The 26,352-nt window shown below is 67.5% G+C and carries 25 protein-coding genes; 8 read left to right on the forward strand and 17 right to left on the reverse strand.

Annotated features, from left to right (window positions below):
- Nucleotides 1-41 precede the first annotated feature (41 nt).
- The 4 genes from DSD19_RS16605 to DSD19_RS16620 all read right to left on the reverse strand — a co-directional run bounded on the left by DSD19_RS16605 (nucleotide 42) and on the right by DSD19_RS16620 (nucleotide 3,675).
- Nucleotides 42-683, reverse strand: a complete 642-nt coding sequence (locus tag DSD19_RS16605) for an acyl-homoserine-lactone synthase (protein ID WP_113670412.1) — start codon at nucleotides 681-683, stop codon at nucleotides 42-44.
- Between the two features lie 127 nt (nucleotides 684-810).
- Complete coding sequence (locus DSD19_RS16610; protein ID WP_075787644.1) at nucleotides 811-1,524, reverse strand: LuxR family transcriptional regulator; 714 nt, start codon at nucleotides 1,522-1,524, stop codon at nucleotides 811-813.
- A gap of 430 nt (nucleotides 1,525-1,954) precedes the next feature.
- Complete coding sequence (gene ccrA, locus DSD19_RS16615) at nucleotides 1,955-3,247, reverse strand: crotonyl-CoA carboxylase/reductase (protein WP_075786676.1); 1,293 nt, start codon at nucleotides 3,245-3,247, stop codon at nucleotides 1,955-1,957.
- Nucleotides 3,248-3,378: 131 nt separating this feature from the next.
- Complete coding sequence (locus DSD19_RS16620; protein WP_243628070.1) at nucleotides 3,379-3,675, reverse strand: hypothetical protein; 297 nt, start codon at nucleotides 3,673-3,675, stop codon at nucleotides 3,379-3,381.
- A gap of 262 nt (nucleotides 3,676-3,937) precedes the next feature.
- On the opposite strand from DSD19_RS16620, the gene DSD19_RS16625 reads away from it, so the two are divergent.
- Both DSD19_RS16625 and deoD read left to right on the forward strand, forming a co-directional pair.
- Nucleotides 3,938-5,917, forward strand: coding sequence for a protein meaA (locus tag DSD19_RS16625; RefSeq protein WP_113670413.1), 1,980 nt, complete (start codon nucleotides 3,938-3,940; stop codon nucleotides 5,915-5,917).
- Nucleotides 5,918-5,959: 42 nt separating this feature from the next.
- A complete protein-coding gene (deoD, locus tag DSD19_RS16630; RefSeq protein WP_113670414.1) occupies nucleotides 5,960-6,664 on the forward strand; it encodes a purine-nucleoside phosphorylase in 705 nt (234 codons plus the stop codon).
- 58 nt (nucleotides 6,665-6,722) lie between these two features.
- On the opposite strand, the gene DSD19_RS16635 is transcribed toward deoD, so the two are convergent.
- From DSD19_RS16635 to DSD19_RS16685, 11 genes are all read right to left on the reverse strand, one after another.
- Nucleotides 6,723-7,592, reverse strand: a complete 870-nt coding sequence (locus DSD19_RS16635; protein WP_113670415.1) for a DUF1989 domain-containing protein — start codon at nucleotides 7,590-7,592, stop codon at nucleotides 6,723-6,725.
- Nucleotides 7,593-7,602: 10 nt separating this feature from the next.
- Nucleotides 7,603-8,796 carry a hypothetical protein gene (locus DSD19_RS16640; protein WP_113670416.1) on the reverse strand — a complete coding sequence of 398 codons (1,194 nt, stop codon included), beginning with the start codon at nucleotides 8,794-8,796 and terminating at the stop codon, nucleotides 7,603-7,605.
- 10 nt (nucleotides 8,797-8,806) lie between these two features.
- Nucleotides 8,807-9,586, reverse strand: coding sequence for a succinate dehydrogenase iron-sulfur subunit (locus DSD19_RS16645; RefSeq protein WP_075786682.1), 780 nt, complete (start codon nucleotides 9,584-9,586; stop codon nucleotides 8,807-8,809).
- Between the two features lie 173 nt (nucleotides 9,587-9,759).
- Nucleotides 9,760-11,565 (reverse strand): succinate dehydrogenase flavoprotein subunit, encoded by a 1,806-nt coding sequence (sdhA, locus tag DSD19_RS16650; protein WP_113670417.1) that lies wholly within the window; start codon nucleotides 11,563-11,565, stop codon nucleotides 9,760-9,762.
- Nucleotides 11,566-11,586: 21 nt separating this feature from the next.
- Nucleotides 11,587-11,958 carry a succinate dehydrogenase, hydrophobic membrane anchor protein gene (sdhD, locus tag DSD19_RS16655; protein ID WP_075786684.1) on the reverse strand — a complete coding sequence of 124 codons (372 nt, stop codon included), beginning with the start codon at nucleotides 11,956-11,958 and terminating at the stop codon, nucleotides 11,587-11,589.
- Between the two features lie 14 nt (nucleotides 11,959-11,972).
- Nucleotides 11,973-12,365, reverse strand: coding sequence for a succinate dehydrogenase, cytochrome b556 subunit (gene sdhC / locus DSD19_RS16660; RefSeq protein WP_075786685.1), 393 nt, complete (start codon nucleotides 12,363-12,365; stop codon nucleotides 11,973-11,975).
- A gap of 149 nt (nucleotides 12,366-12,514) precedes the next feature.
- Nucleotides 12,515-12,934, reverse strand: a complete 420-nt coding sequence (locus DSD19_RS16665) for a hypothetical protein (RefSeq protein ID WP_133260456.1) — start codon at nucleotides 12,932-12,934, stop codon at nucleotides 12,515-12,517.
- Nucleotides 12,935-13,116: 182 nt separating this feature from the next.
- A complete protein-coding gene (locus tag DSD19_RS16670; protein WP_113670419.1) occupies nucleotides 13,117-14,151 on the reverse strand; it encodes a MaoC family dehydratase in 1,035 nt (344 codons plus the stop codon).
- A gap of 3 nt (nucleotides 14,152-14,154) precedes the next feature.
- Entirely contained in the window at nucleotides 14,155-14,358 is a 204-nt protein-coding gene (locus tag DSD19_RS16675) for a DUF1737 domain-containing protein (RefSeq protein ID WP_075786687.1), read from the reverse strand.
- Nucleotides 14,358-14,924 (reverse strand): NnrU family protein, encoded by a 567-nt coding sequence (locus tag DSD19_RS16680; RefSeq protein WP_113670420.1) that lies wholly within the window; start codon nucleotides 14,922-14,924, stop codon nucleotides 14,358-14,360. The genes DSD19_RS16675 and DSD19_RS16680 overlap by 1 nt, the downstream gene beginning before the upstream one ends.
- Nucleotides 14,924-15,781 (reverse strand): CoA ester lyase, encoded by an 858-nt coding sequence (locus DSD19_RS16685; RefSeq protein ID WP_075786689.1) that lies wholly within the window; start codon nucleotides 15,779-15,781, stop codon nucleotides 14,924-14,926. Before DSD19_RS16685 ends, DSD19_RS16680 begins: the two co-directional genes overlap by 1 nt.
- A gap of 193 nt (nucleotides 15,782-15,974) precedes the next feature.
- On the opposite strand from DSD19_RS16685, the gene DSD19_RS16690 reads away from it, so the two are divergent.
- Nucleotides 15,975-16,340 (forward strand): hypothetical protein, encoded by a 366-nt coding sequence (locus DSD19_RS16690; protein WP_113670421.1) that lies wholly within the window; start codon nucleotides 15,975-15,977, stop codon nucleotides 16,338-16,340.
- Nucleotides 16,341-16,350: 10 nt separating this feature from the next.
- On the opposite strand, the gene DSD19_RS16695 is transcribed toward DSD19_RS16690, so the two are convergent.
- Nucleotides 16,351-17,106 (reverse strand): sulfite exporter TauE/SafE family protein, encoded by a 756-nt coding sequence (locus DSD19_RS16695; protein WP_075786691.1) that lies wholly within the window; start codon nucleotides 17,104-17,106, stop codon nucleotides 16,351-16,353.
- A gap of 202 nt (nucleotides 17,107-17,308) precedes the next feature.
- On the opposite strand from DSD19_RS16695, the gene mdh reads away from it, so the two are divergent.
- From mdh to DSD19_RS16720, 5 genes are all read left to right on the forward strand, one after another.
- Entirely contained in the window at nucleotides 17,309-18,271 is a 963-nt protein-coding gene (mdh, locus tag DSD19_RS16700) for a malate dehydrogenase (protein ID WP_075786692.1), read from the forward strand.
- A complete protein-coding gene (locus DSD19_RS16705) occupies nucleotides 18,255-19,124 on the forward strand; it encodes a putative nucleotide-diphospho-sugar transferase (protein WP_113670422.1) in 870 nt (289 codons plus the stop codon). The genes mdh and DSD19_RS16705 overlap by 17 nt, the downstream gene beginning before the upstream one ends.
- Nucleotides 19,125-19,429: 305 nt before the next feature.
- Nucleotides 19,430-20,149, forward strand: coding sequence for a pirin-like bicupin family protein (locus DSD19_RS16710; protein ID WP_113670423.1), 720 nt, complete (start codon nucleotides 19,430-19,432; stop codon nucleotides 20,147-20,149).
- 149 nt (nucleotides 20,150-20,298) lie between these two features.
- A complete protein-coding gene (locus tag DSD19_RS16715) occupies nucleotides 20,299-23,106 on the forward strand; it encodes a PAS domain-containing protein (protein ID WP_113670424.1) in 2,808 nt (935 codons plus the stop codon).
- Nucleotides 23,103-24,695: a chemotaxis protein CheW gene (locus tag DSD19_RS16720; RefSeq protein ID WP_113670425.1), complete on the forward strand. Its 1,593-nt coding sequence runs from the start codon at nucleotides 23,103-23,105 to the stop codon at nucleotides 24,693-24,695. The genes DSD19_RS16715 and DSD19_RS16720 overlap by 4 nt, the downstream gene beginning before the upstream one ends.
- A gap of 25 nt (nucleotides 24,696-24,720) precedes the next feature.
- Here DSD19_RS16720 and DSD19_RS16725 read toward each other — a convergent pair.
- Nucleotides 24,721-26,352: SbcC/MukB-like Walker B domain-containing protein (locus DSD19_RS16725; protein ID WP_305793751.1), on the reverse strand; the 1,632-nt coding region annotated here is incomplete at its 5' end.

The raw sequence follows: 26,352 nt of genomic DNA on the forward strand, positions 1-26,352 counted from the left end.
GGGCGCAGCCTACAGGCCGCGCCCGTCCGGTGCCAGCGCGTTCAGGCGACGGCGAGTTCCCGTTGCACCGGGGTCGGCGCCGAGAACGAGGCGCGGAACCAGTCCAGCGAGGTCTCGCGCCCGATGCCGAGGCGCGCCAGGGTGCGGGGCCAGGCGGCCTCCTGCATTTCCCACAGGCCCACGCCGATGCGGTCGCGCCCCTGGCCCGAAGTGCCGATCACGTTGGGTTCGACGCCCATCAGCCGGTAGATCCGTTCCATCCGCGGGTCGAAGACAGCGACGAAATGCTCGACCGCGAACTGGGCCATCACCTCGCCCGCGCCCAGCACCAGCCCGGCCGAAACCTCGCGGTCGGCATCGGGGGCCAGACAGAAGCGCGTGCATTCCCAGATCAGCGGGCTTTCGATGCGCGCGCCGCCGGTCGCATGCAGGAAGTGTTCGTTCACCATCGTCCGCCCGGTCGTGGGAAGGAACCGCATCGATCCGCCATGGCGTCCGTCGGGTTGCTCCCAGATCACGTAAAGCGGGTTCAGAGCGTCATACTGGTCGCGCTCTTCGCCCCTGTCATTGACGCTGACAGCCCAGCCGAGACGGTCGTGGAACTGAAGCGCGCGGTCCCTGAACATGGTGTCGCGCAGAAGCGGGAACTTGTGAAGGTCGACACCGTAGATGTAACGCAGCATGTTTGGTAGCCCTCTGCCGATCACTTGATGGGCTCAGGCTACGGAGAGCTTGGTTACCAGCGCGCTAACCAAGCGCCCTCTAACGCCACGTCATGGGGATATTTCTTTTCCTAACAGATAGTTAAGCCTAGACGACGATCAGGCCGGCACTCAGCGCGCGGGCCACCGCATGGGTCGTGTTCAGGGCTCCGAGCTTGTGGCGGGCGGTCTCGACATAGACCCGCAGCGTGTGTTCGGAGATCGACAGTTCCTGCGCGGCCTGGGCCCGGCTCATGCCCTTGGCCAGAAGGGTCATGGCGCTGAGTTCGCGCGGGGACAGGGCAGCCCGCGGGGCAGGATCGGCCGCTTGTTCTAATTCCAGCGCCTTCTTGTTGAAGTCATGGGCGATCAGGATCAGGTCGCGAAGATTGAGTTGCTTGAACATGTCCCAGGATACATCTGAACAACTGTCGTTCACGGTGAAGAGCGCGAACTGCCCCTTGGGTCCATGCAACGGGATCGACACTCCCTGATTGCCAAGTCCGTGGGCGATGGCGTCTTCGAGGAAGGCTCGTGAGGCTTTGGTGGACCAGTCGAGCTCTTTCCAGTCGACCGGATGGAAGCGGCTGTAGCAGCCGAAGATCACCGGATCGATCATCAGGTAGTCGCGGTCGAGATAGCGGTCGACCCATTCGGTCGAGTAGGTGCCGGCGCCGTAGCGTTCGCCGACGCTGTTCACCCAGTGGTAGACGACGTGGAAGACGCCGTAGCGGTCGCGCAGGTCTTCGGTGGCACGATACAGGTCCTCAAGCGTCGTTGCCCGTTGCAGCCGGTCGAGGAACGATTCTAAGCCGCCTTGCATCACATGAATCTGCATCGCCCCACGTCGTCACAGACGACGCTCTTTCCCCAACCTGAGCCCGCGCACGGCCTGCCTCGAGGGACGAGATCTCGACAGCTGCCAGAGCCTGGCAGGTGAGGAGCTCCTCGGACAGAGCGGTCAACCCATTCTTTCTCGCATAGTTCTTGAGGTCGCCAAGAATGTCGATCAGCCACTCGTGCTTCATGATCGTTGTCCCGTCCTAGTGGTTAATGAAACGTTAACATAAGTCTAGCACAGGACAAAAAACGCCGAAATTCGCGAATTCTCCCTCCCCAGAAATGGGGAGGGGGCGTAAATGCAAGCTCTTGATTTCCAGTCGGAGGAGAAGCGATTCGCATCCAGACGGCGGATTCGCGAAGGACACACGCTATGCGTGTGCCCTCCAATAAACCACACCCTCAGGGTAGAATCAAGCGGCGGGACCCGCGTCCAGAACGTCGGCGAAAGTCCGCAGACCGGTGCGGGGGGCCTGCACCAGAACCGCCATGTTGCCCGGCTTGTGCTCGTTACGGAGCATCTTCAGATGCGCCTGCGGGATCTCGTTCCAAGGGAAGACCTCGGACATGCAGGGGTCGATCCGGCGCTGCACCATCAGCCGGTTCGCCGCGGCCGCCTGCTTGAGATGGGCGAAGTGGCTGCCCTGGATGCGCTTCTGGTGCATCCAGACATAGCGGGCATCCATGGTCAGGTTGAAGCCGCTGGTGCCCGCGCAGATCACCACCATGCCGCCGCGCTTGACCACGAAGGTCGAGACCGGGAAGGTCGCCTCGCCGGGATGCTCGAACACCATGTCGACATTGACGCCCTTGCCGGTGATGTCCCAGATCGCCTTGCCGAACTTGCGGACCTCGCCGAACCACTCCTTGTATTCGGGCGTGTTGACCTTGGGCAGCTGGCCCCAGCACTTGAAGTCCTTGCGGTTGATCACGCCCTTGGCACCCAGATCCATGACGAAGTCGCGCTTGGACTCCTCCGAGATCACGCCGATGGCATTGGCGCCCGCGGTGTTGATCAGCTGGATCGCGAAGGACCCGAGCCCCCCCGAGGCGCCCCAGACCAGCACGTTCTGGCCGGGTTTCAGTTCATGCGGATGGTGACCGAACAGCATCCGGTAGGCGGTCGCCAGGGTCAGCGTGTAACAGGCCGACTCCTCCCAGGTCAGGTGCCGCGGCCGTTCCAGCAATTGCTGCGCCTGCACACGGGTGAACTGGGCAAAGGACCCGTCCGGGGTCTCGTAGCCCCAGATCCGCTGGCTGGGCGAGAACATCGGATCGCCGCCATTGCATTCCTCGTCGTCGCCGTCGTCCTGGTTGCAGTGGATCACGACCTCGTCGCCCACTTTCCAGGTCTTCACCGCCGAGCCGACCGCCCAGACGATGCCCGAGGCGTCCGAACCCGCGATGTGATAGGGCGCCTTGTGGCCATCGAAGGGCGAGACGGGGATGCCGAGGCCCGCCCAGATGCCGTTGTAGTTGACGCCCGCCGCCATCACCAGGACCAGCACCTCGTGGCTGTCGATGGCGGGCGTTTCGACCACCTCGACCTGGAACGACTTGTCGGGCTCGCCATGGCGGTCGCGCCGGATCGCCCAAGCGTACATCTTCGGCGGAACGTAGCCCAGCGGGGGCATCTCGCCGATTTCGTAAAGTTCCTTCTCGGGCGCCTCATAGGGCGCGATCCCGGGATTCTGATCAAGGGCCATGGCTGCCTCCTCAAGAAATGCTGCGCCGCAGAGTCGCGCTATTCCCGAGGAAATACGGTCCGCCGCGAAACATTGCAACCCGCGGTGAGCCAATCTTGAAACTTTATGTCCAAGAGAAAGGGAGCGGCGGCCTAGTTGTAGGTGAAGGTGCCGATCTCGCAGACATTCACGCGCGGTTCGACCAGTTCGTCGCCATCCTCAAAGACGGCGCGGAAGTCGAACAGGCAATAGCCGGACCCGTCATGGAAATTGATCATCACCGACTGGCCCGAATAGAGGATATCCGGCCCAAGGATATCCTCTTCCCAGCTACTGGCGCCCGTGTTCGATCCGTAGAATTCCACCAGCGCGAAGCCGGTGTTGTTGACGATCCTGACGTGGCGGTCGAGCGCGAAGGCGGGACTCGCGACAGATGCGGCGACGGCCACGGCAAGCACAGGAGAAAAAGGGCTGCGAACTGACATTGGCGCCTCCGCAAGGATACAGGATCACGCCGCATACCATCGCAACGTGTGCCACACCGTCGCCGCGATTCTGGGCCATTGAAGGGAGAAAACGGGGCAAAAGCCGCGATTGACGTCGATGCCGCGCCGCGGCGAATTGACAGCGACAGATTCTTTCTTCTATCTGCATTTGTATCGCAACATTGTTACGGTCACGGCAGTCAGTCACCAGCCCAGGGAGGTCCGTATGCCCAACGACACTCAAACTCCGGTCCGCGATCGGCCCTGGCTCTTCCGCACCTATGCGGGCCATTCGACCGCCGCGGCCTCGAACGCGCTTTACCGCGCCAACCTCGCCAAGGGACAGACCGGGCTGTCCGTGGCCTTCGACCTGCCGACCCAGACCGGCTATGACAGCGATCACGAACTGGCGCGCGGCGAGGTCGGCAAGGTCGGCGTGCCGATCGACCATCTGGGCGACATGCGGACGCTGTTCGACCGCATCCCGCTGGAACAGATGAACACCTCGATGACCATCAACGCGCCCGCGCCCTGGCTGCTGGCGCTTTATATCGCCGTGGCCGAGGAACAGGGCGCCGATGTGTCCAAGCTGCAGGGCACGGTGCAGAACGACCTGATCAAGGAATATCTGAGCCGCGGCACCTATATCTGCCCGCCGAAGCCCAGCCTTCGGATGATCACCGATGTCGCGGCCTATACGCTTGAGCATCTGCCGAAATGGAACCCGATGAACGTCTGTTCCTACCATCTGCAGGAAGCGGGCGCGACGCCGGAACAGGAGCTGTCCTATGCGCTGGCGACCGCGACCGCGGTGCTCGACGATCTGCGCGGGAAGGTGGCGCCCGAGGACTTCCCGGGCATGGTCGGACGGATCTCGTTCTTCGTGAATGCGGGCATCCGCTTCGTCACCGAGATGTGCAAGATGCGCGCCTTCGTCGAGCTCTGGGACGAGATCTGCCAGGACCGATACGGCGTCGAGGACCCCAAGCACCGGCGCTTCCGCTACGGGGTGCAGGTCAACAGCCTCGGCCTGACCGAGCAGCAGCCCGAAAACAACGTCTACCGCATCCTGATCGAGATGCTGGCGGTGACGCTGTCGAAGACCGCCCGCGCCCGCGCCGTGCAGCTTCCGGCCTGGAACGAGGCGCTGGGTCTGCCGCGCCCCTTCGACCAGCAATGGTCGATCCGGATGCAACAGATCCTGGCCTACGAGACGGACCTTCTGGAATACGAGGACCTCTTCGAGGGCAACCCCGCCGTCACCGCGAAAGTGGAAGAGCTGAAGCGGAATGCCCGGGCGGAACTGGCGCAGATCGACGCGATGGGCGGCGCGGTCGCCGCGATCGAGCACATGAAATCGCGGCTCGTCGAAAGCAATTCCGACCGCATCGGCCGGGTCGAGACCGGCGCAACGGTGGTGGTCGGCGTGAACCGCTGGACCGAGGGCGAGCCTTCGCCTCTGACCTCGGGCGAGGATGCGATCATGGTGGTCGATCCCAGCGTCGAGGCCGACCAGATCGCCCGGCTGGCCGCCTGGCGCGACAGCCGCGACAGCGCGGCGGTCGAGGCAGCGCTGGCCGCGCTCCGCGAGGCGGCTGCGACGGGCCGGAACATCATGCCGCCGTCGATTGCCGCAGCCAGGGCGGGGGCCACGACCGGCGAATGGGGCGACGTGATGCGCGCGGTCTTCGGCCAGTATCGCGGCCCCACGGGCGTCTCGAAAAGCCCCTCGAACCGCACCGAGGGGCTCGACGAGATCCGGGCCGAGGTCGATGCGCTGGCCGGACGGCTCGGGCGGCGGCCGAAGTTTCTGGTCGGCAAGCCCGGTCTCGACGGCCATTCGAACGGCGCCGAACAGATCGCGGCGCGCGCCCGCGATTGCGGCATGGACATCTCTTACGAGGGCATCCGGCTCACGCCTTCGGAAATCGTGGAAGCGGCCAAGGCCGAGCGGGTCGACATCGTCGGGCTCTCGATCCTGTCGGGCAGCCATATTCCGCTGATGGAAAGCCTGATGCGGCTGATGAAAGAGCACGATCTGACCCATATTCCGGTCGTGGTGGGCGGCATCATCCCCGAGGAGGACGCGAGGCGGCTGCGCGCGATGGGCGTGGCCAAGGTCTACACGCCGAAGGATTTCGAACTGAACCGGATCATGTTCGACGTGGTCGGGCTGATCTCGCCCGAACGGGTGGCGGCGGAATAGCCAACGGCTATAACGGGGGTCTCAGCGGTTGAGGAGACCCCCATGAGCCTTCATATCGGCGCACACCCCGGCGAGATCGCCGAGACCGTCCTGCTGCCCGGCGACCCGCTGCGGGCGGAATGGGCGGCGCAGACCTTCCTGACCGACCCGGTCTGCGTGAACCGGGTCCGGGGCATGCTGGGCTTTACCGGGTTCTGGCGCGGCCACCGGGTGACGATCCATGGCAGCGGCATGGGGATGCCGTCGCTGTCGATCTACGCCAACGAGCTGATCCGCGAGCATGGCGCAAAGACGCTGATCCGGATCGGATCGGCCGGCGCGATGCAGGAGCAGGTCGCGCTGCGCGACATCGTGCTGGCGATGACCAGCTCGACCCTCTCGACGCCCTCGCGCGGCACCTTCCGCGAGCTGAATTTCGCGCCTTGCGCCGATTTCGGGCTGCTGGCGGCGGCGCACGGGGCGGCGCTTGCCAAGGGCGCCCGGACCCATGTCGGCGGGATCTATTCGGCCGATGTCTTCTATGACGAACGTCCCGACCTGAACGCCGAGCTGACCCGGCACGGCGTTCTGGCGGTCGAGATGGAGGCGGCCGAGCTGTACATCCTGGCCGCACGGCTCGGGGCGCGGGCGCTGGCGGTGTTGACGGTGTCTGACCATCTGCTGACCGGGGCGGCGCTTTCGCCCGAGGAACGCCAGACAGGGTTCGCCGAGATGGTCGAGATCGCGCTTGAGGCCGCGTTTTCCTGACCCGGAGTCGGGGCAACCGGCGGGCGTTGCGGCTTGGGTATTTGGGCCAAGAAGAAGATCAGAGCCCGTGCGAGCGGTCGTAGGGCGCGGGCGTGGGCGGGGTCCAGCCGCCGAGCGCGCCCCCATCAAGCACAGCCGCGGCCGGGGCGAAGATCTCGACGCCCAGCGGATGGCAGCGCGCTTGGTCCGTCGAGTTGCCGGTGCAATCGCCCCAGGGACAGGCGCTGAGCGCACAAAGCAGGTCGATCTCGGCGAAGAGGTCGAGATGGTCGCCCGGGCGGACAGGGCTTGCCTTGGTGAAATAGCGGTGGGTGTCGCGGGTGAAGCCCGTGCACATGAAGACGTTCAGCACGTCATGGACAAGGGGTTCGGCCGCGGCCGGGGCAAGGCCGGTTTCGGCGACCAGCGCCCGGATCAGGTTCGAGTGGCAGCAGCGGTGGAAGGGGGCGCCGCCAAGCCGGGCATTGGTATAGGGATCGCAGCGGGTGCCGATCACGTCATGGACCCCCGCGCCATCTGCGTCAAAACCGTACCAGCCGAGGCTGTCGGCGATGACGGTCGCCATCGGGCGCAGATGCGGGAAGCTCGACCAGAGCCGGTCCCCGGTGCCGACATGCGTGCCGTGCAGCGCGCGCGTCTTGCCGGAATAGAACCGCTCGGACAGGTCATGGGCGTTCCAGAGGTTCAGATCGCCGACCTGAGGCCCCTCGATGCAGGAAATCCGCAGCACGTGGCCTGCCGGAACGCGGAAGGCCCGGGCGTCGCGGGCGGGGATCTCGAGCCGTTCGACCGGAGTCATGCCGGCCCTTAGCGCCGCATATAGCGCCATGGGCGGCGCGGGCAGGCTTTCGGGCGGGTAACAGACGACAGGGGCGGCGGACCGGCGCTCGGCGGCATCGGCGGGCTCGGGAAGAGGATCGGTCGGCATCGGGGGCTCCTTATTCAACCGGGCGGCCGAGCACTGCGATGACAAGCCCCAGCCCGCCCAGGGCGGCAAAGCCAACAGCGCGGCCGCCCTGCCCCGCCGAGCGCGCGGCCAGCGCCGCGATCGCGGCTTCCAGCGCATAGTAGAGCGCGAAGGCCCGCGAGGCATAGGAGATGATCGCGAAGACATCCGCCGTCCAGGTCAGCCCGATGCCCGCCGCAACCAGAACCGCATAGGCCGCGCGGTTGCCGATGAGGCCCTTCGAGCGTTCCGAGACAAGCCCGCCCGCGCCGGTCGTGTCGGCGACCGAGGCGCTGAACTGCGCGGCCAGCGCCGCCACCGTCAGCACCAGCGGCAGAAGCGGCGAAACCGCCGACGTCATGCCGATGATCGCGGTGTCGTCGAGCGCGCCCTTGCCCGGCGCAAAGCACAGCACCAGGAGCGTGACATAGACGAGATAGATCGCGGTCGAGACATATTGCGCGCCCCGCATCGAGCGGATCCTGAGATCGGCGTCATATTCGGCGCCAAGATAGCGCGAGGTCTCGAAGCCCTGAACCGTCACGATCAGCCCGAAGAACAGCGTCAGCGCGGCCCAGGGGCTCACGCTGGCGGGCGTCAGCACCGGGCCGGTCGTGGCGGCCGTCTCGCCGAAGAACAGCCCGAGCCCGACCAGAAGCCCGCAGATCGCCGCGAGATTGAGGCTGACCGCGTATTTCTCAAGCCCTTCCAGCGCCTTGAACCCTTTGGTCAGGCCGGTCGTGAGGATCAGCAGAAACACCGTCGTGGTCACCCCCCGCGCCGCAAGCGGCGTGTCGAAGGGGGTCAGGCGGACCGCGAAGGCGCCCAGAAGATTCAGGTAATAGGCGACCGAGATGACGTAGGAAAAGGCCAGCGTCCAGCCTGCCGCCGTTTCGGCCAGGGCGCCGAGGCGACCCGGCGGGCTGCCATGCGCGCCCGCGGCGATGCTGTAGCGGATCGCGCCGCCGAAGCCGAAGGCGATCAGGGCCAGAAGCGCCATCGCGGCGGGGGACCAGATGCCGAGGCTCTGGTTCAGGATCGGCCCCAGCACCAGAAAGCCCGAGCCGATGATCGAGGCAAGCGGCGTCACCATCGCCCGCCAGAACCGCCAACGCCGCATCGGCGGCGACAGGATCAGAAGAAGTCCTGCCGCCGCCGTGCCGAAGATCAGGACATCGCGCAGCACCGGGCGCGCGTCAGACCGTCCGCTCGACCATCATCTTCTTGATCGAGGCGATGGCCTTGGCCGGGTTCAGCCCCTTGGGACAGGTCTTGGTGCAGTTCATGATGGTGTGGCAGCGGTAAAGCTTGAACGGATCTTCCAGCGAATCCAGCCGCTCGCCAGTGGCCTCGTCGCGGCTGTCGATGATCCAGCGATAGGCATGCAGAAGGGCTGCCGGGCCCAGATACTTGTCGCCGTTCCACCAGTAGGACGGGCAGGAGGTCGAACAGCTGGCGCACATGATGCACTCGTACAGCCCGTCGAGCTTCTTGCGGTCCTCGATCGACTGCCGCCATTCCTTGGCAGGCGTGTTCGACTTGGTTTCGAGCCAGGGCATGACGCTGGCGTGCTGGGCATAGAAATGGGTGAGGTCCGGCACCAGATCCTTGACCACAGGCATGTGCGGCAGCGGGTAGATCTTCACGTCGCCCTTGATCTCGTCCATGCCACGGGTGCAGGCCAGCGTGTTGACCCCGTCGATATTCATCGCGCAGGACCCGCAGATGCCTTCGCGGCAGGACCGGCGGAAGGTCAGGGTCGGGTCGATCTCGTTCTTGATCTTGATCAGCGCGTCGAGAATCATCGGGCCGCAGGTGTCGAGATCGACGAAATAGGTGTCGACCCGCGGGTTCTCGCCGGTATCCGGGTCCCAGCGGTAGATCCGGAAGGTGCGGATATTCGTGGCACCCTGCGGCTTCGGCCAGGTCTTGCCGGTCTTCACGACCGAATTCTTGGGAAGCGTGAGTTCAACCATGGGTTCAACCTTTCTTGGCTAGACGCACAGGCGTTCGGTCTGGGGACCGCCGCGCCGGGCAACGGGCGCAGGGCGGCCAACACGGGGCATGGGGGCCCGAGCCTTGGCCCCCGAACGCCGGATCGCGTCGGGCCGCACCGTCGGCGGAAGGCTCGGCCCGACCATTCCCCGGCTCAGTAGACGCGCGCCTTGGGCGCGATCTTCTTCAGGTCGATGCCGCCATCCTCGGTGCGGGTCAGCGGGTCCAGATGCACCGGCCGGTAGGTCAGATCGACCGACGCGCCCTCGACGCGCGACAGCGAGTGCTTGCGCCAGTTGGCATCGTCGCGGTCGGGATAGTCCTCATGGGCATGGGCGCCGCGGCTTTCCTTGCGCGCCTCGGCCGCGACGACGGTCGCGAGAGCGTTCGGCATCAGGTTGGTCAGCTCCAGCGTTTCCATCAGGTCCGAGTTCCAGATCATCGACCGGTCCGACACCTTGATGTCGCCCAGCTTGCCCGCGACCGCGGTCATCTTCTCGACACCGTCGGCCAGCGACTTGTCGGTCCGGAAGACGGCCGCATCGGCCTGCATCGTCTTCTGCATTTCCAGCCGCAATTCGGCCGTCGTGACCGTGCCGTTCGCGTGACGCAGCCCGTCCATCCGGCCCAGCGCCTTGTCGATCGCGGCCTTCGACGGCAACGGCACCGCGGTCGAGGGATCGACGATCTGCCCCGCGCGGATCGCGGCCGCCCGGCCGAAGACCACGAGGTCGATCAGCGAGTTCGACCCGAGCCGGTTGGCGCCATGGACCGAGGCGCAACCCGCCTCGCCCACCGCCATCAGGCCCGGCGCCACGCGGTCGGGATCGCCCTCGGCCGGGTTCAGCACCTCGCCCCAGTAGTTCGTGGGAATGCCGCCCATGTTGTAATGCACGGTCGGCAGAACGGGGATCGGCTCCTTGGTGACATCGACGCCCGCGAAGATCTTGGCGCTTTCGGAAATGCCCGGCAGGCGCTCGGCGAGCGTCTCGGGCGGCAGGTGGCTGAGGTTCAGGTGGATATGGTCCTTGTTCGCGCCCACACCCCGGCCCTCGCGGATCTCGATGGTCATGCAGCGCGACACGACATCGCGCGAGGCCAGATCCTTGTAGGTCGGCGCGTAGCGTTCCATGAACCGCTCGCCTTCCGCGTTGGTCAGATAGCCGCCCTCGCCGCGCGCGCCCTCGGTGATCAGGCAGCCCGACCCGTAGATGCCGGTCGGGTGGAACTGCACGAACTCCATGTCCTGCAAAGGCAGACCGGCCCGCGCGACCATGCCGCCGCCATCGCCGGTGCAGGTATGCGCCGAGGTGGCCGAGAAATAGGCGCGCCCGTAGCCGCCGGTCGCCAGCACCACCATCTTGGCGGCAAAGACATGCAGCGTGCCGTCATCGAGCTTCCAGGCCAGCACCCCCTGGCACTGCCCGTCCTCGGACATCAGAAGGTCGATGGCGAAGTATTCGATGAAGAACTCGGCCTTTTCCTTGAGGCTCTGGCCGTACAGCGTGTGCAGGATCGCATGGCCGGTGCGGTCGGCCGCGGCACAGGTGCGCTGCACCGGCGGGCCTTCGCCGAATTCGGTCGTATGGCCGCCGAAGGGACGCTGATAGATCTTGCCCGCCTCGGTGCGCGAGAAGGGCACGCCGTAATGTTCCAGCTCATAGACCGCCTTGGGCGCCTCGCGGACGAGATATTCCATCGCGTCGGTATCGCCCAGCCAGTCCGACCCCTTCACGGTGTCGTACATGTGCCATTGCCAGTTGTCGGGCCCCATGTTGCCCAGGCTTGCGGCGATGCCGCCCTGGGCTGCCACCGTATGCGACCGGGTCGGGAAGACCTTGGTCACGCAGGCGGTGCGGAGGCCCTGTTCGGCCATGCCCAGCGTGGCGCGCAGACCGGCGCCGCCAGCCCCCACAACCACCACGTCATAGTCATGCGTCTCGTATTCGTAAGCGGCCATGAACCCTGCTCTCCGTTAGCTTCAGATCGCGATCCGGACGATCGCGTAAAGGCCCGCCGCCATCACCAGGTAGCTCAGGCAGATCACGGTCCACAGCATGACCTTGCGGGTCATGCCGCCCCAGTAGTCCTCGATCATCATCTGCGCGCCGCGGCGGAAATGCAGCATGCCGGCCGCGATGGTGAGCCCGACGATCACCGCAGGGAACGGCTGCGACAGGGTGGCGACGACCTCTTCATAGGGCGCGCCCAGCGAGGTCCCGAGGATGAAGACGAAGAACGGGATCAGAAGGGTCAGACCGACGCCGCTGACATTCATGTACCAGTGGTGTTCGGTGCCTGCCTTCGACGCGCCTAGCCCTTCGGCACGCTTTCGGTCGGTGAGATAGCGCATGTCGCGGGCCTCCTTCAGAAGATCCACAGGGTGAGGACGGTCAGGACGGTCAGCACACCGGACCCGAAAATGACGATCCAGCCCAGCTTTTCGGCGGTCTCGAGTTCAAGCCCGTAGCCGTTGTCCCAGATGACGTGACGGATCCCTGCCAGCGTGTGATACCAGAGCGCCCAGAGCGAGCCGAACATCACCAGATTGCCCAGCCACGAGGTCAGCACCCAGTCCGCGCGGGCGAAGGCTTCGGGTCCGGCACCGGCGGCGATCAGCCACCACACGATCAGCACCGCGCCGACGATAAGCGCATTGCCGGTCACGCGGGTAAAGATCGACGTCACCGACGTGATCTGCGGGCGGTAGATCTGAAGATGGGGGGAAAGCGGGCGGTTTCCCCGTTCGATGTCAGCCATGGGGTCCCTCTCGTGCTGGGGGTCTGCTGTGGGGCGATGTGATACCGGATTTTGAGGCGGAGTCACGGTGTGAACACTGAATTGCGCACGTTTTTCCGCTGCACCCGCGAAAAAAATGATGTTTGTGATCACGGCTTGACAGGTCGTGATCACGGTTTCAGATCTGTTCCTTGTGATCCGGCAGGCAAAGCCAGCGAAAGCGGCGCCCGACGCTTGGCACCTGCCGCACCAGCAGCAGCCGACAGATGTCGGTCCCGCTTTCGTAGCCGAGGAGCTTGCCGCCCCCAGCCGGCAGTCCTTTCCGTCGAAGGCCGGATCGGCATCCCCCAAGCCCCCCGCAGAACCGTCAGCAGGACGACGCGGCTGTCGCTGGCCTCGACCTGCCGGGTCTCGAGCACGGGCAGATCGAAGATGCCGAAGCTTCCGTGGGCGACCACGGCGGTCGCGTCGTCCGGCGGCCGCGCCGCCACCCGCGCCGCCTCGGTCACAATGGCCGAGCGTGCCGCAGCGTCGGTCGTATCGCCGACGATCCGGTCCATGCCGTCGGCGATCCGGGTCAGTCGGGCCAAGGCCCCTTCGGTCGCCCGGGGCAGCGGGTCGTTCAGGACGGCGGAGAAGCCCAAGGCCGCAAGGCCCGCCGTCGCGGCGCTGCCGACAGAGGTTCCGATCGAAACAAGCCTGTGCAACATCCGCGCAAATGAAAACGAGGGCCCCAAGACCCTCGCATCCTGGCACGAACCGGCCCTCTTCCCTAGACCGGCATCAACGCCCAGTAATCGAGATCCAGCAGCACCTCGGGCCGGTACTTGCCCTCCTCGCCGCGCAGCGCGCCGGGCACGCCGCCCGCCTTGACCGCCACCAGCCGCAGCCGGATCGCGCCGACGCCCGGTGCCGACGTCTCGGCCTTGTCCAGCACCTCGGACCAGGCGCGGACCGTATCGCCCGCGAAACACGGGTTGGCATGGGCACCGCCGTTCAGCCCGACGATCATCTGCGCATTGGCCAGTCCGTTGAAGGACAGCGCGCGGGCCAGGCTGATGATATGACCGCCATAGATCAGCCGCCGGCCATCTTCGCGGAAAGTGGCGTCGAAATGCACCTTGGCGGTGTTCTGCCAGAGCCGGGTGGCCTGCATGTGCTCGGCCTCCTCGACGGTCACGCCGTCGACATGGTCGATCACCTCGCCGATCTCGTAATCGGCCATCCGGTGCGGCTCGCCCGCCAGGGTGAAATCGTAGCCGGTGAAATCGAGCCCCTCGGGCACCACCAGATCGCTTGCCGCCACGGCCTTGGCGAGGTCGGGCACGACCGTTTCGGGCGCGGGGGTCCCCTGGTCGCGCTTGCGCACCATCACCCAGCGCACATAGTCGAGCACCAGCTCGTCGCGCTGGTTCAGCCCCCGGGTCCGCACCCAGACCACGCCCGACTTGCCGTTCGAGTTCTGCTTGAGCCCGATCACCTCGGATTGCGACCGAAGCGTATCGCCCGCCCGCACGGGACGGTGCCAGCGCCCCTCGGCATAGCCCAGATTGGCCACCGCGTTCAGCGAGATATCGGGCACCGTCTTGCCGAAGACCGTATGGAACGCGATCAGATCGTCCAGCGGGGCCGCGCCCAGACCGCAGGCGGCCGCGAAGGCATCCGAGGAACAAAGCGCATGCCGCGCCGGATACAGCGCGTGATACAGCGCGCGCTCGCCCCCCGACAGGGTGCGCGGCACGGCATGGGCGATCACCTGCCCCACCGCGTAATCCTCGAAGAAACGGCCCGGATTGGTCTTGGCCATGGCTCAGAGTTCTCCCAGTTTCAGGTCGGGGGCGCACTCGCCCTCGACATCCTTCACAACCGCCTGGGCACAGCGCATCTTGCCGGTCGCAGGGTCATGCGCATAGGCGGGCGAGCCGTAAAGCGCCCAGCCCTGCGCCAGAGCCGCCGTCACCTTGTGGCAGAAGGCCGGGGTATCCTCCTCGGTCAGCAGGCGGTAGGCTTGCATCACGACGCCATCGGCAGCGGCATCACGCCCGCCCAGATGTGCAGAAGGATGATGACGACATAAAGCGCGACCGCGATCCCCGCGAGCCGCAGGTCGCCTTTCAGCGAGCCGCCGGTATAGCGGGTGACACCCTTCTCGGTCTTGTTGATCAGCACGATCTCGGCCACAGCCCAGGCGCAGAGCCCGCCGAACAGGACGATCGAGGCAAGGTCCCAGTTCACCAGCAGATGCGCCACCGCCCAGGTGATGAAGCCGTACAGCATCGGGTGGCGGAACCATTGCCGCGCATGGCTTTTCGAGCTGCCGACCCCGAAGAGCGCGACCGCGCCCAGCATCAGCGTGTTGTTCACGTGGATCAGCCAGGACGGCCCGGCAAAGCGCTGCGGCAGCCCGGCGGACTGGTAGCCGATCACCATCAGCACGACCGACACCACCAGCGGCACCGCGAACAGCGCCTTCGACGCCATGCCCAGCTTGTCGTCCAGCATCGCGCGGACGCCCGGGAAGAGCCGCTTGAAGAGATGCGCAAAGCTCCAGAGAGCCACGCCGAGGATAAGAAGAAACATCAGACCGCCTCCAGTTCTGCAATCGCGGCCGCCTTGGCCAGCGTCTCTCTGGCCGTAACGATATGCAGGTTCTCGACAATGCGGCCATCCACCACGGCGACACCCTGCCCGGCGCGCTCGGCCTCCTCGAAGGCGGCGATCTGGCGGCGGGCCAGGTCGATCTCGGACTCGGTGGGCGCGAAGGCGGCATTGGCGATGGCCACCTGCGCCGGATGGATCAGGGTCTTGCCGTCAAAGCCCAGATCGCGGCCCTGATCGCATTCGGCCTTCAGCCCGGCCTCGTCCTTGAAGGCGTTATAGACGCCGTCGACCGCGACGATGCCATGGGCGCGCGCGGCCAGCAGGCAATGGGTCAGGCTCGCGGTCAGCGCCAGCCGGTCGGGCCGGAACCGGCAGCCCAGCTCCTTGGCCAGGTCGTTGGTGCCCATCACGAAGCCTTCAAGCCGCGGATGCGCGGCCAGCGCGGCGGCGTTCAGGATGCCCCTGGGCGTCTCCATCATCGCCCAAAGCGGCACATCCGGGATCGCGGCCGCCAGATCGTCCAGTTGGGCCGTGGTCTCGACCTTCGGCAGCAGCACCGCATCGGCCCCCGCTCCGGCAATGGCCGCGACGTCGTCCCGGCCCCAGGGCGTGTCGAAGCCGTTCACCCGCACGATCTTGAACCGGCCGCCATAACCGCCCGCCCTTAGCGTCTCGGCCAGCAGCGTCCGCGCCGCGGGCTTCTCCTCGACCGCGACGGCATCCTCGAGATCGAAGATGATCGCATCGACCGGCAGGCCCCGCGCCTTGTCAAGCGCGCGGTCCTTGGAACCGGGAATGTACAGCACCGAACGGAAGGGGCGGGCGCGCGGGTCCATTGATTCTCCTCCGGAGTCATTTTGTTGCGCAAACCAACACGGCAGAGTCAGAAGGCGCAACCCCTTTTGCGCCGCGCCGCAGAAAATGCAACGCGCGCCCCGCTAGGGCGGCCTTGGCGAAGCTCACGCAATCCTGTGCGCAAGCGAGTGTTTCCGTCCGTCCCCGCCCCAGCTTCCGCGAAAGGAGCCCGCCATGCGCGCCCCCCTGCCCCTTTGCCGTCCCCTGTCCGGCCGCCCCGCACTTGCACTGGCGGCGGCACTGGTCGTCTGGCCCGTGCTTGCCCTGCCCGTACCGGCCGGGGCGCAAACCCAGGTTCAGTCCCAGGCCCAGCGCCAGTGCGGCCCGCGCGAGGGCATCCTGTCCCAGCTGCGCGACCGCTATGGCGAGTCGCGTCAGGCGATTGGGCTGGCCGCCAACAATGCGGTGGTCGAGGTCTTCGCCAATACCCAGACCGGCACCTGGACCGTCACCGGCACCTTTGCCAACGGCCTGACCTGCCTGATCGCCAGCGGCGGGTCCTTCGAGACGCTGGACGAGCCGTCGGGCCAGGGGCTTTAGGCGCGGCGCCTCAGGTCAGCCCGTCCCACAGAAGCTTCGCCCCGGTCAGCGTCAGCGCGACATAGGTGATGCCGAAGAACCAGCGCTCCGGCACCAGCCGGTGCGCCCGCACCCCCAGCCAGACGCCCAGGATCGCGACCGGCGCCAGCAGCAGCACCGCCAACCAAGTGTCGGGAGTGAAGATGCCGAGAAAGGCATAGGGGCCGAATTTCAGAAGGTTGATCGCCCAGAAGACCAGCACCGTGGTCGCCTGAAACGTGGTCTTGTCCAGCCGCTGCGACAGCAGATAGACGGCGACCGGCGGCCCTCCGGCATGGCTGACGAAGCTGGTGAACCCGGCCACGGCACCTGAAATCGCCCCGGCAGGCCGCCCGAAGGGCTTTTCCCGCGCCGGGATCAGCTTCATCCTGACCGCCAGCTGAAAGCCCACGAAGCCCAGCGCCACCAGCCCGATCAGCACCCGGAAGACATCCGGGTCGGTCAGATGGAACACCGCCGCCGCCAGCGCAATGCCCGGCACCGCCCCCAGGATCAGCACCCGCGCCGCCCCCCCGTCCCAGCGCCGCCAGTAGGGCCGGAGCGCGGTCACGTCCATCAGCATCAGAAGCGGCAGCGTCACCCCCAGCGCCACCGCCGGGCCCAGAATCACGACCATCACCGCCGAACCGGCGAAGGCCACCCCGCCGCCGAAGCCGCCTTTCGAGAGGCCCGCGAACAGGATGGCCGGGATCGTGACGGCAAAGAAGAACGGATCGAAGTCGATCACTTCAGGGACCTCCGGGCGTCGGAACAGGCACGAACGGGTCTTGCCCGCCCGTCTTGCCCGCCCGTCTTGCCCGCCGGTCTAGCCCATCGGCGCGCCCGGCGGAACCGTCTGGACAGGTCTGCTGCATTGCGGCAGCCTTGCGCCGAAGGCGCCAAAGGACTAGGCATCGCGCCGGAACCAACCAATCGGGGAACAATCAGACATGGCCAGACCCAAGATCGCTCTCATCGGCGCGGGGCAGATCGGCGGCACGCTCGCCCATCTCGCCGCGATCAAGGAACTGGGCGACGTCGTTCTTTTCGACATCGCCGATGGGGTGCCCCAGGGCAAGGCGCTCGACATCGCCGAGTCCGGCCCCTCCGAAGGCTTCGATGCGGCGCTGAAGGGCACCACCGATTACGCCGACATCGCGGGCGCCGATGTCTGCATCGTGACGGCCGGCGTGCCGCGCAAGCCCGGCATGAGCCGCGACGACCTGCTGGGCATCAACCTCAAGGTCATGAAATCGGTCGGCGAAGGCATCCGCGACAACGCCCCGAACGCCTTCGTGATCTGCATCACCAACCCGCTCGACGCGATGGTCTGGGCGCTGCAGCAATATTCGGGCCTGCCCCCCGAGAAGGTCGTCGGCATGGCCGGTGTGCTGGACAGCGCGCGCTTCCGCCACTTCCTGAGCCTCGAGTTCAATGTCTCGATGAAGGACGTGAGCGCCTTTGTGCTGGGCGGCCATGGCGACACCATGGTGCCCCTGACCCGCTATTCGACCGTCGGCGGCATCCCGCTTCCCGACCTGGTGCAGATGGGCTGGACCACCCAGGACAAGCTTGACGCCATCGTGCAGCGCACCCGCGACGGCGGCGCCGAGATCGTCGGCCTGCTGAAGACCGGTTCGGCCTTCTACGCCCCCGCCACCTCGGCGATCGAGATGGCCGAGGCCTATCTGAAGGATCAGAAACGCCTGCTGCCCTGCGCGGCCTGGGTGGACGGCGCGCTCGGGCTCAAGGGCCTTTACGTGGGCGTTCCCACCGTGATCGGTGCCGGCGGCATCGAGCGCGTGGTCGACATCAAGCTCGACAAGCCCGAGCAGGAGATGTTCGACAAGTCGGTCGACGCGGTGCGCGGCCTTGTCGAGGCCTGCAAGGCCATCGATGACAGCCTCGCCTGAGCCTCTCGCTGCCGACTGGCGCACCGAGGTCGACTACGCCGCAGATGACTGCGGCGTAGTTCTTTCTGCGTCGGGCGATGTCTATATCCGGCTTGCCGAACAGGCGGCGGCCTCGGTCCGGGCCACCAATCCCGGCCTCAGGGTCGATCTTTTCTGCGACGGCGAGGCCACGCCCGGAGCCTTCGACGAGGTGCATGTGCTGTCGCGGTCGTTCTTCCGGCCGAAATTCGAGGCCGCACTCAGGTCGCGGTTCCAGCGGACGCTGCTGATCGATGTCGACCTGGTGCTGACCGCCGATGTCAGCGACATGTTCTGGGTGCTGAACAAGTACGATCTGGCCGCCTGCCAGGTGCAAAACCGCAACCAGCGTTTTGCCAACCGGTTCTGGCGGCGCAGCTTTCCAAATGCGTTCCCGCAGATGAACGGCGGCGTCATCGCCTTCCGGCGCAACGACAAGACGACGCGCTTCTTCGAGGACTGGCAGTATCTGGTGGCCGAGGTCCGCAAGGGCGGCGCCGATCAGCCGGTGCTGCGCGAATTGCTGTGGGAAAGCGATCTTGCGGTTCATGTGCTGCCCGAGGAATACAACCTCCGCAAGCACGAGCGGCTTTACACCAGCAACTGGACGGTCCCCGCGCCGCGCATCCTGCACAGCCAGCGCTTCGTGCGCAACGCCAAGGCGGGCAAGGACGTCTCTCCGCGCGGCGTCTATGGCTGGCCGTTCATGGCGCTGCTGCGCAACCAGATCCGCGGCGACAAGCAGCTGACCTCGGACAGTCAGCGCACCGCAGGCAGCCTCGGGGCAATCCTTCGTCGACGCCTTTTCGGCGGCCGGTCGGGCCTGTCCTCCTGACCTGATCCCGGCCCACCGGTCGGCCAATCTGCGCACAGCGTCTGCGAGCTGCTGGCCAGTCGCGTCCGCCGCCCCGGCCCCCATATTTCCGCAAGACGCCGGGCCGGGGCGCGCACACGCGCCCCGGCCCGGCAAGCGTGCTCGGGTTGCCAACCGAACGTCCCTTCGCCCGGACAGTCCGGCATATCTGTCATGCACCGCCCAACCCTCCGCCCCCCCTTGGCCAGGTGCCAGAGGGCATTCCTCCTGCGCCCCGGCTCCATGTCCGCCAAGCCCTTGTCCTACAAGCGGAAAGGAGCCCCCAGATGCCGATCCTGATCCATGAGAACATGAGCCGCGGCCGCACCCGGACGGGCTGGCTCGACGCCTTTCACAGCTTTTCCTTCGGCGGGTTCCACGACCCGGCCCGGATGGGCTTCGGTCGGCTCCGCGTGTTGAACGAGGACCGGATCGTCCCCGGCGCGGGCTTCCCCACCCATGACCATGCCGATATCGACATCCTGACGCTGGTGCTGTCGAGCCGGGTCCGCCATGCCGACAGCCTTGGCAACCGTTTCGAGATCGGACCGGGCGAACTGCAGCTGATGCGCGCGGGCCTGGGCGTCACGCATTCCGAATCGACCCCCTCGCCCGACGATCCTGTCCATCTGCTGCAGATCTGGCTGATCCCTGACCGCACCGGCGGCACGCCCTCCTGCCGGCGCATCGCCCGGCCCGAGGCCCGGACCGAGCCGGTCCTGCTGGCCGCAGGCAGCCATGGCGGGGCGCCGCTGGACCTGGGGTCCGACAGCCGGGTGCTGTTCGCCCGCCCCGCGGCCGGGACCGAGACCGGGACCGGGACCGGGACCGGGACCCGGCTCGAAGTCGCCCCCGGTCGCAAGGTCTTCGTGCACCTGGTCGAAGGGCTCGCCGCCATCGAGGACGAACGGCTCGTGGCAGGCGACGGGCTGCAGCTTGCGGATACGCCGCCGCCGCTGACCTGGCGGACAGACGGCGCGATCCTGATCTTCGACATGGCCCCCTGAAAGGGGGCAGGTCCAGGCCGCGCCTCTCTGGGCGACCCGAGATCGCTCGGAGTTTCGGAAACCTCGTCTTAAGTGTCGCAGGCTAAGACGGTCGCCGACAGCACCGCGGCAGAAACGCCGCGAGCGCCTCGCACCGCGAAGGACCGGAAATGACCTCGAACGCCGAAGCCGCGCAAGACGCCCCTGATTTCGCCACCGCCCTGGCCCAGGCCCTTGGCGCGCAGATCCTCAACGATGCCTATGTGCTGAGCTTCGACATGGAGACGCGGTGCCTGGTCGCGGCCAGCGACGCCACGGTGTTCCTTCTGGACCTGTCCGAGGACGCGCTGGAGGTGAACGATTTCGCCAGCCTCGTCGCCGTCCCCGGCCAGACCTCGGATGATCTCTGGGACCGCGCCGTCGCCGGGACCGAGCCGGTCTGGTCCGGCCGCTTCATCGGCTGCCGGTCGGGCAGCACCCATGCGATGCAGATGCGCAGCGTGGTCGTGGTCTGCGCCGATGGCAGCCTCCGGCTTTCGGTCATCGGCCATCCCGCGCCCGAATCGGCGGCGGACCAGGCCGGGCGCTGGTCGCCGCTCGAGGCCGCCGTTGGCCTGATCGCCTTCGATGCCGGCGGCACCGTGATCGAGGTCAACGACCGCGCTGCGGCGCTTCTGGGCCAGACCGGCGCCGCGCTGGCCGGGCGGCCGCATCGCGACCTCTGGCCCGACGCCGCAACGGACGCCCCCGGCTATGACGGTTTCTGGGCCCGGCTGCGCCAGGGTCAGATCGTCGAGGGGCGCCATCCCCACCGCACCGGAACGGGCGGCACCGTCTGGCTGCGCTCGGCCTATGTTCCGGTCCGCGCCGCCAATGGCGCGGTCGACCGGGTGCTGCAATGCATGCTGGACGTCGATGCCGATGCCCGGACCGCCCGGGCAGAACGTGAAATCGCGACGCTGTGCGAAACCGGGCTCGCCACCGCGCGCTACGATGCCGAGGGGCATCTGACCCAGGCCTCGGCCCCGATGTGCGCGCTTCTGGGTCAGGAGGCCGAAGGCCTTGTCGGCAAGCACATGCGCCGTCTGGTCTCGAACGGCTTCTCGCGTGGCAAGCCCTTTGCCGAAGCCTGGGCCGCGCTCGGCCGGGGCGAGCGCGTGGCACTCGACATCCCGCACCCCGTCCGCGGCCAGGACACGGCCTGGACGCGGTCGCAGCTGCTGCCCCTGACCGATTCCGAGGGCGGATTCGCCGGAGCCTTCGAGATCGCAGTCGACATCACCCATGAAAAGCAGGATCTCGACCGGCTCGGCGCCCGTCAGGCTGCGCTCGACAGCCGCATCGCCATGGCCGAATTCCGCCCCGACGGCACGCTGATCGAGGCCAGCACCGGGTTCTGCAAGCTGCTGGGGATTGCGGCCTCCGATCTCGACTCTCGCAGCCACAAAAGCTTTGTGCCGTCCGACTGTGCCGACTCGCGCCGCCATGACGACTTCTGGGACCGTATCCTGCGCGGCGAGCCGGTTTCCGGCACCGTCCGGCGGCACGGCCCCGACGGACGCGCAGTCTGGCTGTCGTCTTGCTATCTGCCGCTGACCGACGCCGATGACGGCGAGGTGCGGTCGGTGCTCTTCATCGGCCATGACGTGACCGAAGCCCGTCAGGCCGAGGCCGAAGCCGAGGGCAAGCTGCACGCGCTCGACCGCGCGATGATGGTTGTCGAATACGATCTGACCGGCCGCATCCTTTCCGCCAACGGCACTTTCCTCGACACGTTGGGCCACCGGATCGAGGATATCCGCGGCCGTGGCCTTGGTCTTTTCCTCGACCAGGACCGCGTGAAAGACGGCGCGGACAGCCGGTTCTGGGAGGATCTGCGCGAACGCGACGGGTTCAAGGGCGAGGTTCTCTGGGTCGATGCCGACGGGCGCGAGGTCTGGCTTCAGACCGTTTTCCATCCGGTCGCCGACCCCGACGGTCGCCCCGGGCGGGTGGTCCAGATCGCCGTCGACATCACCGCGGCGAAACGCCGGACGCTTGATCTCGAGGGCAGATGGCAGGCCGCGCTGAACCATCAGGCGGTGGTCGAATTCGACCCCGAGGGCAAGATCCTTCAGGCCAACGAGGGGTTCCTGCGGCTGGTCGGGCATTCGCTCCGCGAAGTGGCGGGCCAGTCGCACAGTTCGTTCTGTGCGGGCGACTACATCCGCTCGACCGCCTATACCGATTTCTGGATGGCGCTGCGCAAGGACGAGCCGCAATCGGGCCGCTATCACCATATCGCCCGCTTCGACCGCGACCTCTTCCTGCTGGCCCACTACACGCCACTGAAGAACTGCCGCGGCGAGGTCGAGCGGGTGGTCATGTGCGGCTACGACATCTCGGCCCAGGTCGCGCTGGAAACCGCGACCGCCGCCCAGGCCCGTGCTCTGGCCGAAGAAATCGAAAGCCTGCGCAAGGTCAACGACACCCTGCGCGGCGATGCCGACCTGCTGACCCGCACCAACGAAAAGCTGCAAGACAGCGCCCAGAACGGGGACCGTCTGCTCGACGGCGCGCTTACCGAGATGCGCACCGCCCGCGAGGCCGCCGACAAGGTCACCGGGATTGTCGATCTGGTGGGCGACATCGCGGTCCAGACGAACCTGCTGGCCTTCAACGCGGCCATCGAGGCGGCGCGGGCCGGGGAACACGGGGCAGGGTTCTCGATCGTGGCCGACGAGGTGCGCAAGCTCGCCGAGCGCAATGGCGAAGCCGCACGCGAGATTTCCCGGCATATCGAACGCGCCAATGAAAGCATCCTGCGCTCGGCCTCAGGCACCGAACAGACACTGGAACGGATCCGCGCCATCGGCAGCATGGCCCAAGAGGCCATCGGCGGGCTCACCCAGATGGCGGCCCATGCCGGGGCAGGCGAATCCGCCGCCGCCTCCCTGTCGCGTCTGGCCGGAGAACTCGGCCAGGCCGCCGCAGAATGACCGAGACCGCGCCCGTCCCCGACAGCGCCCCCGACCGCGAGGCGACCTATGCGCTGATGGAGGTGGGCGGCGGGGTGATCGGCATCGACATAGCGCATCTGTCCGAGGTCTATCCGATCGACGCGCTTTCGCCGCTTCTGGTGGCGCATCCGGCGCTGATGGGCGCGATCCGCCTGCGCGGCCATATCATTCCGCTGGTCGATCCGCGGGCGGTCTCGGGGATCGGCCCGGTGGGCGACGCTCCCGGCATTGCCGCGATCCTGGCCCGGGGCGACCGCGTCGTCGCGCTGGCGGTGAACGCGGTTTCGGGTCTCGCCCGGCTCAGACGCGACGACGTGCAGGGGCTTGCCTCGGGCGATACCGAGGCGCCCTTCTTCGTGGGGGGCTTCTTTCATGGCGGCAAGCTGGTGAACGTCGTCGACCCCGCAGCGATCTTCGCTCTGGGCGGCCTGCCCACCGCCACCCGGTTCCGACGCGACGAAGGCGACCGCGGCGCGACCGGCGAGGGGCGCGCCTATCTGACCTTCCGGGCGGGGGGCGCCACCTTCGCCGCCCCGGCGGTCGAGGTGCATCGCACGCTTCCGCGCCAGGACATCGACCGCAACGCCCTGACAGGCGGCGACTGCCTTGGATCGGTCACCGTAAACGGGCTGCGCATCCCGGTGCTGGACGCCCCCGGCATCCTCGGGCTCGGCGCCGCGCGCGAGCGGCCCAACCCCGAAATCGTCGTCTTCAGCTTTTCGGGCGACCGGCTGATCGGCCTCGCGGTCGATGTCATCAGCAACATCGCAACCTTGCGCCAGAAGGATCTGCACGCGGCACCTGCGCTTCTGGGCGGCGGTGCCGGCAGTATCGGCGCCGTTGCCGTCGCCTCGGACGGCGCGCAGACCTACGTGATAAGGGTCGAGCGCCTGCGCGAGATGAAGGGGCTGCAGGCCATCGCCGAGATGTCGGCGCCGGTGGCACCGCAGGCCACCCGGCCAGGTCCGCCGGCCTCTGGGTCCGCGGCCGACACGGCGCCGTCGGACCAACATGACACCCTCGAACCCGCGCCGGATACCGGCCCCTTGGACGAGACCGGGATAGCGGCTGAAACGGCGCCAGAAACCGACGTGCTCCCCTCGCCCGACGCCCTGTTCCGCGACCGGCGCCGCTATCTGATCTTCCAGGCCGGAACCGCCCATGCCGCCTCGATCGAATCGATTGCACGCATCATCGAGCCGCCAGCCACGATCACGCCGATCGCCCATCCGTTCCCCGGTGTTCTCGGCTTCTTCCCGGTCGACGGGGCGACCACCACCCTCGTCTGCCTGTCGCGTTTTCTGGGTGCAGGAGCACCGCGCAAGGGACAGCATCAAAGGGTGCTGCTGGTCGGATCGGGCGACCGCCGCATCGGCTTTCTGGTGCCCTCGGTCGAGGGGATCGAGGCTGCGACCTGGCGCGCGCTCAACACCGCCGCTGCCCCGTTCCGCGAACAGATGGTCAGCCTCGGGCGGGGCGCCGATCTTCGGGTCCTGCCCTGCCTCGACATCTGCCGACTGGCCGTCGACATCGCCGAACGGTTTCACGACCACAACGTCTACGCCTGACGCGGACGGGGCCGCCTGGCGGGGTTCATACCGGTCCGCGCGTCTCGATCCGGCTGCCGGCAGGGTCCTTGCGCACATAGAACCCGTTCGGGATCGCCTCCTGGACCAGCGGCACATGCGAGATCAGGCCGACCGCGCGGGTGCGCCCGACCAGCGCGCCCAAGGCCTGCAGCACCCGGTCGAGCGTTCCGGCACCATTTTCGGTATCGAGACTGCCGAAGCCCTCGTCGATGAAGATCGTGTCAAGCCGGACTTTTCCGCTGGCGGTTTCCACCACATCGGCCAGCCCCAGCGCCAGCGCCAGCGCAGCGATGAAGGTCTCGCCGCCCGAGAGCGTCGCGGTCGGCCGCGCCTTGCCGGTAAAGAGATCGAAGATCTGCAACCCCAGACCGCGTCGCCCGCGCCCGCCGCCTTCGGTCTCGCGTTCCAGCCGGTAGCGCCCGGCGCTCATCGGCACCAGCCGCCGGTTGGCCGCGGCCAGCACACGGTCGAACATCGCACCGATGGCATGGGTCTCGAGGTCGAGCCCCTGCGGATTGCGCCCGTCGAACAGCGCGGCCAGCGACCGAAGCGGCCCGGAAGCGGTCTCTTCCGCCTCGAGCCGTCGCAGCGTTTCAGCCAGATCGCCCCGAAGCGCGGCCAGATGATCGCGGGCATGTCCTGCCCCGGACCGCCGCTCGGTCGCCGCCGACAGCCGCGCCTCGCCCGCCTCCAGCGCCGCGCGCAACGCTTCCAGATCCGGCCGGTCGCGGCCCGCGATCGCCTCTGCCGTGGCGCGGGCCCGTTCTTCTGCGACCGCCAGTGCGCGGCCATGGGCCTCGACCGCCGCTCGGTCTTCATCGAGCCGGGCGATGGCGGGCTTCAGCTCCGCCAGATCCGCCGCCGACAACCCGGTTTCGGCCAGCCGCCCGGCAAAGGCCTGCCGCGCGGCCTCGTGCCGGGCCCGCGCCTCGGCCATCGCGCGCACCGCCGCTTCATGCGCAGCCCGCGCCGCCAACACCGCCTCGCGGCTGTCGGCTGCCGCCTGAACCGCCGAGGCGCGGGCCGCCTCGCGCGCCGCCAGTGCCGCTTTCCGGGCCCCGAGCGCCGCGGTCAGTGCCGGTTCGCTGCGCAGCGCCTGGGGGACCGGCGCCAGCATCGCCTCGATCCGCGCGGACTCGCGCAGCGCCACCGCCTCGCGCTCGGCGATGGCGTCGCGGCACCGGTCGCGCGCGGTTTCGGCCGCCGCCACCGCCGCATCGAGCCGCGCCAGAAGGCCCTCGGCCACGGCGATTTCGGTCTCGGCCCCAAGCGCGGCAAGTCCCTCATGGGTCGCCCTGATCCGATCTTTCAGGGTGGCCGCATCGGTCCGGGGCCGGTCGAGCCCCGCCAGCCGTTCCTGCCGGTCGGCCAGCACACCGCGTTCCGAGGCCAGCGTGCGCTCGGCCTCGCGCAGCACCCGGTCGGCCTCGTCCCAGGCGGCGCGCACGGCCTTCAGCACCGCCTCGGGTCCGGACGGATCGCCCGCGCCGGCCGCAGCGGGCGCCGGATGGTCGATCGCGCCGCAAACCGGACAGGGCGCGCCGGGCCGCAAGCCGGCCGCAAGCTGCACCGCCTGAGCCTGTGCCAGACGGCGCTCGGCCCCGGTCAGGTCGTCGCGCGCGGCCCGGGCCCGGCG

The sequence above is a fragment of the Rhodovulum sp. BSW8 genome (assembly GCF_003314725.1).
GTDB lineage: Bacteria > Pseudomonadota > Alphaproteobacteria > Rhodobacterales > Rhodobacteraceae > Rhodovulum > Rhodovulum visakhapatnamense.